At 69.7% G+C, this 13,807-nt stretch carries 1 protein-coding gene (cut by a window edge); it reads left to right on the forward strand.

From position 1 onward, the window contains the following. Positions 1–13,807, forward strand: the start of a protein-coding gene (locus D7D52_RS07230) for a non-ribosomal peptide synthase/polyketide synthase (RefSeq protein WP_120735610.1). Its footprint extends 30,818 nt past the window's final position; only the first 13,807 of its 44,625 coding nucleotides appear in the window; the start codon lies at positions 1–3; the stop codon falls past the right edge of the window.

The following is a 13,807-nucleotide window of genomic DNA, read 5'->3' on the forward strand; positions in this document are numbered from 1 at the left end:
TTGGACCGGCTGGATTTCGGCGGCAACGGCGACGCTGGCAGCGAAATCGCACCGGGAGCGGGCGAGCTGTTCCCGCTGTCGCCCGCGCAGCTCGGTATCTGGTACTCCCAGCACCTGGACCCGCAGGTACCGATCAATATCGCTCAGTACGTGGAGCTGCGCGGGGAACTCGACATCGAGTTGCTCGAACGCGCCATGGTGCACGGCTCGGAGGAGTTCGGGTCGGGCTTCCTGCGCATCGTCGAACGCGACGGTGAGCCCATGCAGATGGTCGACCACTCGCTGGATCGCACCATCTACCACGTCGATCTGAGCGGCGAGGCCGATCCGGCCGCGGCCGCCCAGGAGTGGATGCGCGCCGATTACAGCGCCCCGATCGACCTCACCCGCGACCGCCTGATCAAGACGGCCATGGTGAAACTGGCCGAGGGCCACTACTACTGGTACGCCCGCATCCACCACATCGTGCTGGACGGCTTCGGCGCGGTGACCTATCTGACCCGGGTCGCCGAGCTGTACACCGCGTACGTCAACGGCGTCGAGCCCGCGCCGCACAAGCTCACCGATCTGCCGACCCTGGTCGAGCAGGAGTTCGCCTACCGCGAGTCCAGCCGCTTCAAGTCGGACAAGGAGTACTGGGCCGAGCGGGTCGCCGGGCTCGAGGACGGCACCAGTCTGGTGGGCCGGTCCGCGCCGCCGGCCGCGCTCAACCGGATCGCCTCGGGCGCGCTCACCGGCGAGCAGTCCTCGCTGCTGGACGACGCCGTGGCCCGGCACGAGAATTCGCCCGCGGGTCTGCTCATCGCGGGTTTCGCGGCCTACCTGGCGCAGTGGACCGGCAACGAGGACGTCATCCTCAGCCTGCCGGTGACCGCGCGCACCACCGCGATCATGCGTCGCTCCGGCGGCGCGGCCTCCAATATCGTGCCGCTGCGCCTGCACGTCGGGCACGACACCACGGTTGCCGAGTTGCTGCAGCAGGTGACGGTCGTCGTCTCCGGCGCGCTGCGTCATCAGCGCTACCGTGCCGAGGACATTCGCCGCGACTCGGCCGGTGAGTTCACCGGTGAGGTGGGTTCCCAGTTCTTCGGCCCGTGGGTCAACATCATGTTGTTCCACAACGAGGTCGTGCTGGGTGACATCACCGGTGAGTACAGCGTGCTGTCGACCGGTTCCATCGAGGACCTGGGCGTCAACTTCTACCAGTCGGTGAAGGGCACCCGGAACCACATCGACTTCGAGACCAACCCGAACCTGTACTCCGAGGACGAGACGCGCACCCATCACGCGCGTTTCCTGGAGTTCTTCGACCGCTTCCTGGCGGCGGCGGCCGAGCAGACCGTGTGGGGTCTGCCCATCACCACCGAGGACGAGCGCCTGCGCACGCTGCTCGAGTGGAACGAGTCGGCCCACGAGGTGCCGACCACGACGCTTCCGGCGTTGCTGGACCGCCAGATTCCGTTGACCCCGGACAATGTCGCCGTCGAGTTCGAGGGCGAGCAGCTGACGTACGCCGAGTTCGGCGACCGCGTCAACCGGCTGGCCCGGTTCCTGATCGCCGACGGCGTCGGCCCGGAATCGCTTGTCGCGCTGGGCATGCGGCGCTCGCTGGAGCTGGTGATCGGCATGCACGCGGTGCTGCGCGCCGGTGGCGCGTACGTGCCGATAGACCCGGATCACCCGGCCGACCGCACCGCCTACATCCTGGAGTCCGCGGGACCGGTCTGCGTGCTGACCACCGCCCGCGACGAGCTCGAGCTGCCGGAGTCGGTGCGCCGCTTGGAGATCGACGCGCTCGACGTGTCGCAGTACTCGGCCGAGCCGGTCACCGACGCGGACCGCCTGGCTCCGCTGCGTCCGGACAACACCGCCTACGTCATCTACACCTCGGGTTCCACCGGCCGCCCCAAGGGCGTGGCGGTCACCCACCACGCCATCGTCAATCAGGAACTCTGGATGCTCGACGAGTATCCGATGACCGCCGACGACGTCTACCTGCAGAAGACCGCCACCACCTTCGACGTGTCGCTGTGGGGCTACTTCATGCCGCTGCTGGTGGGCGCGAAGCTGATCGTGGCCACCCCCGACGGCCACCGCGATCCGCTGTACGTGGCCGACATGATCGAGCGCCACGGCGTCACGGTCACCGACTTCGTGCCGTCCATGCTGACGGTGTTCGTCTCGCATGCGACCCGCGCTCAATGCGCCTCGCTGCGCTACGTTTTCGTGATCGGTGAGGCGCTGCCGCCGGAGACCGGCGCGGGTTTCCGCGCGATCACCGACGCGGGCCTGCACAACCTGTACGGCCCCACCGAGGCCGCGGTGTCGGTCACCTACTGGGAGAACACGGCCGCCGACACCGTCACGGTGCCGATCGGCCTGCCCGAGTGGAATGTCGAAGTCTACGTTCTGGATTCGCGTCTGCGGCCCGCCGCGATCGGCGCTTCGGGTGAGCTGTACCTGGGCGGCCGTCAGCTGGCGCGCGGGTACAAGGGTCGGCCGGATCTGACCTCGGATCGCTTCGTGGCCAACCCGTTCGGAACATCCGAGCGCATGTACCGCACCGGTGACCTGGTGCGCTGGAACGAGTCCGGCGCGCTGGAGTACATCGGACGCACCGACTTCCAGGTGAAGTTCCGCGGTCAGCGCATCGAGCTCGGCGAGATCGAGACCGATCTGCTCGCGCACCCGGCCGTCAGCCAGGCCGCCGTGCTGGTCATGGACACCGCGACCGGACAGCAGCTGGTCGCCTACGTGGTGCCGCGCCCGGGCCAGAGCGTGGACCCGGCCGAGCTGACCCGCTTCGTCGCGGAGAAGCTGCCGACCTACATGGTTCCGGCGTCGATCATGGTGCTGGATGCCTTCCCGCTCAACACGTCCGGCAAGCTGGACCGCAAGGCCCTGCCGGACCCGGTGTTCAGCGTGGACGCCGCCGGCTACCGCGCCCCGCGCACCGCCGCCGAGGAGATCGTGGCGGGCGTGTTCGCCGACGTGCTCGGTCACGAGCGGGTCGGCGTGGACGACAACTTCTTCGACCTGGGCGGCAACTCGCTGGTCGCCACCCAGATGGTGGCCCGCATCTCGGCCGCGTTCAGCACGCGGCTGGGTGTGCGCGCGCTGTTCGAGACCCCGACCGTGGCCGGACTGGCCGCGCGCGTGGAAGCCGCTGGGCCCTCGGATGTTTCAGCGCGCCCGCCGCTGGTGGCGCAAGCGCGGGGAGGCGGAGCGCAGCGCCCGGAGCGCGTTCCGCTGTCGCTCGCGCAGCAGCGCATGTGGTTCCTCAACCAGTTCGACCCCAACGTCCCGACCTACAACCTGCCGTTCGTGGTCCGGTTGCGCGGACAGGTCGACCTCGACGCCCTGCAGCTGGCGCTGGCGGATGTGGTGGCGCGCCAGGAATCGCTGCGCACCATCTTCCCCGAATCCGGCGACGGCGGCTTCCAGCAGGTGCTGCCCATGGCCGAGGTGGACCTCGGCATCGAGGTCGCCGACCTCGCCGAGGCCGAATTGCCCGCCGCGCTGGCGGAATTCGCCTCCACCGGGTTCGACGTCTCGACCCAGCTGCCCATTCGGGTGCGGGTGTTCCGGGTCGGCGACACCGGTCTCGACGCCGGTGCGCTCGATCTCGCGGTCGCGTTCGTGGTGCACCACATCGCGGCCGACGGCTTCTCCTTCGGGCCGCTCTCGCGCGATATGACCGCGGCCTATCTGGCGCGGGTGGCCGGTCAGGAGCCCGCGTGGGCGCCGCTGCCGGTGCAGTACCAGGACTTCAGCATCTGGCAGCGCGAGCTGCTGGGCTCGGAATCCGATGCCGATTCCATGGCGGCGCGCCAGATCTCGCACTGGCGTGCGGCATTGGCGGGCCTGCCCGATCAGCTGGACCTGCCGGCGGATCGCCCGCGCCCGCCGGTGCAGAGCTTCCACGGCTCCCGCGTCACCTTCGACATTCCCGCCGAGCTGCACGCCCGCCTCGCGGGTCTGGCTCGCGCCCAGGGTGTTTCGCTGTTCATGGTCATGCACTCCGCGCTGGCGGTGCTGCTGGCCCGGCTGTCGGGCACCTCCGACATCGCCATCGGCACCCCGGTCGCCGGTCGCGGCGAGCAGGCGCTCGACGACCTGATCGGCATGTTCGTCAACACCCTGGTGCTGCGCTCGGAAGTGGATGGGGCGGAACGCTTCACCGATTTCCTGGCCCGCACCCGGGAGACCGACCTCGCGGCCTTCGCCAACACCGACGTTCCGTTCGAGCGGCTGGTCGAGGTCATCAACCCGACCCGCTCGCAGGCCCGGCATCCGCTGTTCCAGGTCATGCTGTCGTTCCAGGAGATGTCGCACGGCTCCATGGAGCTGCCCGGCCTCACCGTCTCCGCGGACGAGCTCGAGGTCGACATCGCCAAGTTCGACCTGCAGTGGACGCTGACCGAGCAGCGCGGCCTGGCCGGTGAGCCCGCCGGGCTGTCGGTGGTGCTGTCGTACGCCACCGACCTGTTCGACGCGAGCACCGTCACCGAATTCGGCCACCGCTACCTGCGCGTCCTCGAGACCGCCGTCGCCGCCCCGGACACCGTGGTGCGCGATATCGACGTGCTCGGGGCCGGTGAGCGCGAGACCGTGCTGCACGCCTGGAACCACACCGAGCGCGAGCTACCCTCCGCCACCACGGTGCTGGACCTGTTCGAGCGTCAGGTGCGGCTGCGTCCGCACGCCACCGCCCTGATCTTCGATCCGGGCGAGCGCAGCGGCAGCATGTTCGGCCCGGCGCGGGAACTGACCTACGCGGAGTTCTCCGCCCGGGTCAACCGCCTGGCGCGGCTGCTCATCGAGGAGGGCGTCGGCCCCGAACACCTGGTGGCCGTGGGCATCCGCCGCTCGGTGGACATGCTGGTCGCCATCTACGCCACCCTCACCGCCGGCGGCGGCTACGTGCCGATCGATCCGGATCATCCGGCCGAGCGCACCGACTACGTGCTGCGCACCGCCCAGCCGGTGCTGGTGCTCACCACCACCGACGACGCGGTGGAATCCGCGGATTTCCTTGCCTTGAAGCTGGATTCGCTGGAAGCGCGGGGAGGCGGAGCGCTGAGCGATTACAGCGACGCCCCGGTCACCGACGCGGACCGCAACGCGCCGCTGCGCCCGGCCAATGCCGCCTATGTGCTGTTCACCTCCGGCTCGACCGGCCGCCCCAAGGGCGTGGCCGTCCCGCATGCCGCGGTGCTCAACCAGATCGCCTGGATCACCGGCGAATACGGCATCGACGACACCGATGTGATCCTGCAGAAGACGCCGGTCACCTTCGACGTGTCGGTGTGGGAGCTGTTCGGTTCGCTCGCGGTCGGCGCGCAGCAGGTCATCGCCGCACCCGACGGCCACCGCGACCCGATGTACCTCTCGGAGGTCATCGGCCGCCACCGGGTCACCATGACCTCGTTCGTGCCGTCCATGCTGAGCGTGTTCGCCTCCAGCGCCTCCTCGGCCGAATGCCTGTCCCTGCGCGCGGTTCTCGTGGCCGGTGAGGCGCTGCCGCCCGCCACCGTGACCGCGTTCCGCCGCTTCTCCACCGCGGCCGTGCACAACCTGTACGGCCCGACCGAGTTCACCGTGCACGCCACCTACGCGCCCATCGACGCGCCCGTGGTCACCTCGGTGCCCATCGGCCGCCCGGTGTGGAACGCGCAGGCGTACGTGCTGGACGAGGGCCTGCGCCCGGTCCCGGCGGGCGTCCCGGGTGAGCTGTACCTGGGCGGCGCGCAGGTGGCGCGCGGCTACTTCGGCCGCGCCGACCTCAGCGCCGAGCGGTTCGTCGCCAATCCGTACGGCGAGCCGGGTTCGCGGCTGTACCGCACCGGTGACCTGGTGCGCTGGAACCACAACGACCCGGGCGTCATCGATTACATCGGCCGCACCGACTTCCAGGTGAAGTTCCGCGGCCAGCGCATCGAGCTCGGCGAGATCGAGACCGCGCTGCTGGCCCACCCCAAGGTGCAGCAGGCCGTGGTGCTGGTCATCGACACGGTCGCCGGCGATCAGCTGGTCGCCTACATCGTGACGCGCGGCCCCGTGGATCTCGACGGCGTCAAGAACTCGCTGCAGCGCACGCTGCCCGCGTACATGGTGCCGGGTTCGATCATGGTGCTCGACGCGTTCCCGGTGAACGCCTCCGGCAAGCTGGACCGCCGGGCGCTGCCCGCGCCGCGCTTCGAGGTGCGCGAATTCCGCGCTCCGACAACGCCGATCGAGGAGATCGTCGCCCAGGTCTTCGGCGAGGTGCTCGGCGTCGCGCGCGTCGGCGTGGACGACGACTTCTTCGAACTGGGCGGCAACTCGCTGATCGCGACCCAGGTGGCGACCCGGCTGGGCACCGCCCTGGACACCCGCGTGCCGGTGCGCATGCTGTTCGAGGCCGCGACCGTGGAAGCCCTCGCGGCGCGGGTGGAATCGCACGTCGGTGACGGCGGCCGCAAGGCGCTGGTCGCCCGCGAGCGGCCGAACGAGGTGCCGCTTTCCCTTGCGCAGCAGCGCATGTGGTTCCTCAACCGCTTCGACACCGCCTCGGCGGTCAACAACATCCCGGTGGCCATCCGCCTGTCGGGTGAGCTGGACATCGCGGCGTTGCAGGTCGCGGTCATCGACGTCATCGACCGGCACGAGTCGCTGCGGACGGTGTTCCCCGAGACCGCGCACGGCCCGGTGCAGCGGGTGCTGGACGCCGCGCAGATCGTGCCGGACCTGACGCCGGTGCCGGTCACCGACGCCAACCTCATCGACCACCTGGTCGAGCTGGCCACCATGGCCTTCGACGTCACCGACGAAGTGCCTTTGCACGCCGCGCTTTTCGAGCTCAGCGAGTCCGAGTACATCCTCGGCATGGTGGTGCACCACATCAGCGCCGACGGCTGGTCGATGGGCCCGCTGGCGCGCGACGTCATGGTCGCCTACGCGGCGCGCACCTCGTGGGAGGCCCCGGCGTGGGCGGAACTGCCGGTGCAGTACGCCGACTACGCGCTGTGGCAGCGTGAGGTCCTCGGCTCGGAGGACGACCCGGATTCGTTGATCGCCAAGCAGATTCGGTACTGGACCGATGCGCTGGCCGATCTGCCCGACGAGCTGGTGCTGCCGTCGGATCGGCCGCGTCCGGCGGTGGCGAGCTACCAGGGTGGCACCTACCCGTTCGCGATCTCGGCCGAAACCCAGCAGGCGCTGGTGGATTTGGGCCGCCGCCACAATGCCTCGCTGTTCATGGTCATGCATTCGGCGCTGGCGGTGCTGCTGGCCCGCCTGTCGGGTACTTCCGACATCGCGATCGGCACCCCGGTGCACGGTCGCGGTGAGGCTGCGCTCGACGACCTGATCGGCATGTTCGTCAACACCCTGGTGCTGCGCACCGAGGTGGACGGTTCCGAGACCTTCGCCGATCTGCTGGCCCGTTCCCGCGATACCGACCTGCACGCGTTCGCGCACGCGGACGTGCCGTTCGAGCGACTGGTGGAGGTCATCAACCCGGCGCGTTCGCAGGCGCGGCATCCGCTGTTCCAGGTCATGCTGACCTTCCAGAACACGCGGCAGGCCAGCCTGGAGCTGCCGGGTCTGTCGGTCAACGGCATCGACTACGACGCGCGGCTGGCCAAGTTCGATCTGCAGCTGACGTTGCAGGAGGCCCAGGACGACCGCGGTGAGAACGCGGGCATGTCGGCCGAGATCTCCTACGCGCTGGACCTTTTCGACGAGCCCACCATCGAGGCGTTCGCGCGCCGCCTGGATCTGATCCTGGCCGCCGTGCTCGAGAACCCGGAGCTGCCGCTCGGCGATATCGACCTGCTGGTCGCCGACGAGCAGGAGCAAGTCCTCGACGAGTGGAACGACACCGCGTTCGACCTCGGCTCGGTGCTTCCGGAACTGCCCGCGCGCGAGGCCACCCTGGTCTCGCTGTTCGAGGCACAGGCGCTGACCAGCCCCGATGCGCCCGCCGTCGAGTTCGCGCACGCCGATACCTCCCAACCGGCTACAGCTCTGTCCTACGCCGAGTTCTCGGCGCGGGTGCACAGGCTGGCCCGCAAACTCATCGCGCAGGGCGTCGGCGCGGAATCGCATGTGGCGCTGGCCATCCGGCGTTCGCTGGATCTGGTCGTGGCCATGTACGCGGTGCTGGAGGCCGGTGGCGCGTACGTGCCGCTGGATCCGGATCAGCCCGGTGAGCGCATCGACTACGTGCTCGACACCGCGCGTCCGGTGGCGATCCTCACCACCAGCCGCGACGAGTTCGTCACCGGCCGCAATGTGCCGGTCCTCGACGTCGACACCCTGAACCTGGACGCCTACTCCGACGCGCCGATCACGGATGCCGAACGGGGACAGGCGATCCGGCCCGAACACACCGCCTACGTCATCTTCACCTCCGGTTCCACCGGTCGCCCCAAGGGCGTCGCGGTCGAGCACGGCGCGATCGTCAACCGCCTGCTGTGGATGCAGCACGAGTATCCGATCGACGCGAACGACGCGGTGCTGCAGAAGACCCCGGCCACCTTCGACGTGTCGGTGTGGGAGTTCTTCTGGCCCTTGCAGACCGGCGCGCGCCTGGTGGTCGCCAAGCCCGACGGCCACCGCGACCCGGTCTACCTGGCCCAGGTCATCGCCGACACCGGCATCACCACCGCGCACTTCGTGCCGTCGATGCTGTCGGTGTTCGTGGCCACCCTCGGCAACGACAACGGCGATGCGGGCGTCGCCGCACCGCGGCTGCGGCAGGTGTTCGCCTCGGGTGAGGCACTGCCCGCGCCGACTGCGCAGAAGCTGCGCGAGCTCACCGGTGCGCGGTTGCACAACCTGTACGGCCCGACCGAGGCCGCGGTCGATGTCACCTATCACGAGGTCGTCGACGCCGACACCGTGTTCGTGCCGATCGGCCGCCCGGTCTGGAACACCCGCACCTACGTCCTCGACGCGCGCCTGCACCCCGTCGCCCCGGGTGTCGCGGGTGAGCTGTATCTGGCGGGCGATCAGCTGGCGCGCGGCTACCTGAGCCGCCCGGACCTGTCCGCGGATCGTTTCGTCGCCAACCCGTTCGGCACCGGCGAGCGCATGTACCGCACCGGCGACCTCGTCACCTGGACCGCCGACGGCGAGCTGAACTACTTGGGCCGCACCGACTTCCAGGTGAAGCTGCGCGGCCTGCGCATCGAGCTGGGCGAGATCGAGGCGGCGCTGCTGGCGCAGCCGACCATCGCCCAGTCGGTGGTGGTCGTGCGCACCGACGCCCACGCCGGCGATCAGCTGGTCGGCTATGTGGTGCGCGAGCCCGACGCGGTCGTCGACGTCGATGCGGTCAAGGCCGCGCTGAGCGGTTCGCTGCCCGCCTACATGGTTCCGGCCGCGCTCGTGGTGCTGGACGCCTTCCCGGTCAACGCCTCCGGCAAGCTGGACCGCAAGGCCCTGCCCGCGCCGGTGTTCGAGGCCAAGCGTTTCCGCGCCCCCTCGACCCCGATCGAGGAGATCATCGCGCAGATCTTCGCCGACCTGCTCGGCGTCGAGCGCGTCGGCGTGGACGACGACTTCTTCGAGCTGGGCGGCAACTCGCTGGTCGCCACCCAGGTGGTGGCGCGGTTGTCGGCGGCGCTGAACGCCGAGATCGGCGTGCGCGCCCTGTTCGAGGCCCCGACCGTGGCGGCCCTGGCCGCGCGCGTGGAGTCGCACGCGGGAACCGGTGTGCGCCAAGCGCTCACCGTGCGCACCCGGCCCGAGTACCCGCCGCTGTCGCTGGCGCAGCAGCGCATGTGGTTCCTCAACCGGTTCGACCCCGAGTCCGCGGCCAACAACATCCCCGCGGCCGTACGGCTTTCAGGCGCACTGGATCTCGACGCCATGCGTGGCGCGATCGCGGACGTCGTCGCCCGCCACGAGTCGCTGCGGACGATCTACCCCTCGCACGAGGGCGTCGCCTACCAGAAGGTGCTGCCCACCGGCCGGGCCGTGCCCGAACTCGAGGTCATGGACGTGACCGAGGGCGAATTGTTCGCCGCGGTCTACGCTTTCGCGGCCGAGGGCTTCGACGTCACCACCGAGACCGCCGTCCGCCTGCGCGTCTACCGCCTCGCGGCCGACGAGCACGTGCTGGTGCTGGTGGCCCACCACATCGCCGCCGACGGCTTCTCGATGACCCCGCTGGTGCGCGACCTCATGACCGCCTACATCGCGCGCAGCCAGGGCGAAACCCCGGGCTGGACCGAATTGCCGGTGCAGTACGCCGATTACGCGCTGTGGCAGCGGGAAACATTGGGCTCGGAAGAGGATCCGCGCTCGCTGATCACCGAACAGCTGGACTACTGGCAGGCGACGCTGTCGGGGCTGCCCGACGAGCTGCGCCTGTCGGCCAAGCCGCGCCCGGCCGTCGCCTCCTATGACGCGGGCACCCATCGCTTCCAGGTGCCGGGCGAGCTGATCGCCGGGCTCGAGCGGGTGGCGCAGGCCAACGGCACCACCCTGTTCATGGTGGTGCACAGCGCTTTCGCGGCGCTGCTGGCGCGCCTCAGCGGCACCGATGACATCGCCGTCGGTATCCCGGTGGCGGGTCGTGGCGAGCAGGCGCTCGACGATCTCGTCGGCATGTTCGTCAACACCCTGGTGCTGCGGTCGCCGGTGGACTCCGGCGCGCGCTTCACCGACCTGCTGAAGACCGTGCGCGAGCGCGATCTGCAGGCCTTCGCGCACGCGGACGTGCCGTTCGAGCGGCTGGTCGAGGTGCTCAACCCGGCCCGCTCGCAGGCGCGGCATCCGCTGTTCCAGGTCATGCTGTCGTTCCAGAACCTGGGCCGCGCCGCGCTGGAGCTGCCCGGCCTGAGCGTGGCCGAGCTGGCCATCGACCAGCAGTCGGCCAAGTTCGATCTGCAGCTGACGCTGAGCGAGGTCGTGGACGGCTCCGCGCCGAGCCCGGCATCGGGTAGCGGCACGATGGACGCCGAACTCGTCTACGCCACCGACCTTTTCGACGCGCAGTACGCGGACGTCTTCGCTCAGCGCTTCCTCGCCATGCTGACCGCCGTGGCCGCCGACCCGACCCAGCTGGTCGGCGAGGTCGAACTGCTCAGCGACTGCGAGCGCCGCAAGCTGCTCATCGGCTGGAACGAGACCGCGTTCGAGCTCGACGCCGCTTTGCCGGAGGTCACCGAAGGCGCTGCGGCGACGCTGGTTTCGCTGTTCGAAGCACAGGTCGCGCTCACCCCCGAGGCGACCGCCGTCAGCTTCGAGGGGACAAGTCTGTCCTACGTCGAGTTCGCCGCTCGCGTCCGCAAGCTGGCGCGCTGGCTCATCGCCGAGGGCGTCGGCCCGGAATCGTTTGTGGCGCTGGGCATGCGGCGCTCGATCGATCTGGTCGCGGGCATGTACGCGGTCACGGTCGCCGGCGGCGCCTACGTGCCATTGGACCCGGATCACCCGGCCGAGCGCACCCAGTACATCCTCGACACCGCTCAGCCGGTGTGCGTCCTCACTTCCGGGAACGATCTGGAAGACATTGCGGCGCGCCAGGTTCGGATCGACGAGCTGGAAGCGCAGGGTGGTGGAGCGCTGTCCGGTTTCGCCGACACCCCGGTCACCGATGCCGAGCGCCGGTCGCCGCTGCGGTCGGGGAATACCGCGTACGTGATCTTCACGTCCGGTTCCACCGGTCGCCCCAAGGGTGTGGCGGTCAGCCATGCCGCCATCGTCAACCGCCTGGTGTGGATGCATGCCCAGTACGGGCTGGCCGCCTACGATGTGGTGCTGCAGAAGACGCCCGCGACCTTCGACGTGTCGGTGTGGGAGTTCTTCTGGCCCTTGCAGGTCGGCGCGCACCTGGTGGTCGCCAAGCCGGACGGCCACCGCGATCCGGCCTACCTGGCGGAGATCATCGTCCGCGAGGGCGTCACGGTCACCCACTTCGTGCCGTCCATGCTGGCGGTCTTCGTGGCCGAGCCGGCCGCGGCCGAATGCGTCAGCCTGACCAATGTCTTCGCCTCCGGCGAGGGCCTGCCCGCGCCGACCGCGCAGAAGCTGCGCGAACTGACCGGTGCGCGGCTGCACAACCTGTACGGCCCCACCGAGGCCGCGGTCGACGTCACCTTCCACGAGGTCACCGACGCCGACACCGTGTCGGTGCCGATCGGCGCGCCGGTGTTCAACACCCAGGTGTACGTGCTGGATTCGCGTCTGAAGCCGGTCCCGGTGGGTGTCGCGGGTGAGCTGTACCTGGCGGGCGATCAGCTCGCCACCGGCTATGTGGCGCGCCCTGACCTGACCGCGGATCGCTTCGTGGCCAACCCGTTCGGCGACGGCGTGCGCATGTACCGCACCGGTGACCTCGTCACCTGGACCGCCAACGGCGAGCTGGAGTACCTGGGCCGCACCGACTTCCAGGTGAAGCTGCGCGGCCTGCGCATCGAGCTCGGCGAGATCGAATCCGCACTCACCGCGCTGCCGTCGGTGGCGCAGTCGGTTGTCGTGGTGCGCCACGACGAGCGGCTCGGTGATCAGCTGGTCGCCTACCTCGTCGCCGCCGACGGTCACCTCGACGTCGACGCGGTGAAGGACGCGGTGGCCGAACAGCTTCCGGCCTACATGGTCCCGGCCGCGTTCATGGTGCTGGACGAGTTCCCGCTGAACGCCTCCGGCAAGCTGGACCGCAAGCAGCTACCCGCGCCCACCTTCGCAGCCAAGTCCTACCGCGCCGCGGAGACCCCGGTGCAGCAGACCGTCGCCGGCACCATCGCCGATGTGCTCGGCCTGGACCGGGTCGGCCTGGACGACGACTTCTTCGAACTCGGCGGCAACTCGCTGATCGCCACCCAGGTGATCGCGCGCCTGTCGGCCGCGCTCGACGCCGATATCCCGCTGCGCACGCTCTTCGAGGCCACCACGGTGGCTTCGCTTGCCGCGCAGCTGGAATCGCGCGTCGGCACCGGCGCACGCGCCGCACTGGTCGCGCAGGAGCGCCGAGCGCAGGGTGATGGAGCGGAGCTGGTGCCGCTGTCGCTGGCGCAGCAGCGCATGTGGTTCCTCAACCGCTTCGACAACCGCACCGCCGTCAACAACATCCCGGTGGCGCTGAAGCTAACTGGGACAGTGGATCTCGACGCCTTCACCGCCGCGATCGGCGATGTGCTGGCCCGCCACGAATCGCTGCGCACCGTCTACCCCGAGGTCGAGGGCGACGGCTACCAGCGCGTCCTGCCGCTGTCGGAGGTCGAGTTCGAGGTGCGGTCGGAGACCGTCACCGACGCCGACCTCGCCGCGCGCATCGTGCAGTTGGCGAGCGTGCACTTCGACGTGACCCGGGAACTGCCGTTCCGCGCCACGGTGCTGAGCCTGTCGGACACCGAGCACGTGGTCGTGCTGGTGCTGCATCACATCAGCGCCGACGGCGCGTCGCTGCGCCCGCTGCTGCGGGACGTGGTGGCCGCCTACCTGTCTCGCGCCACCGGCGACGTCCCGGCGTGGTCGCCGCTGCCGGTGCAGTACGCCGACTACACGCTGTGGCAGCGCGAAATCCTCGGCGCGGAAACCGATTCGGAGTCCCTGGCCGCCGCCCAGATCGCCTACTGGACCGAGCAGCTGGCGGATCTGCCCGAGCAGATCGAGCTGCCCGCCGACCGGCCGCGCCCGGAGATCGCCACCAATGCCGGTGGCACCTACGACTTCTCGATCGACGCCGAACTGCACCGCGCCCTCACCGGCGTGGCCCGCGAGCACGACGTCACCCTGTTCATGCTGGTGCACGCCGCCCTGGCCACCTGGGCGGCGCGCCTGTCGCGCAGCACCGATATCGCCATCGGCACCC

This window comes from Nocardia yunnanensis (assembly GCF_003626895.1).
Classification (GTDB): Bacteria; Actinomycetota; Actinomycetes; order Mycobacteriales; family Mycobacteriaceae; genus Nocardia; species Nocardia yunnanensis.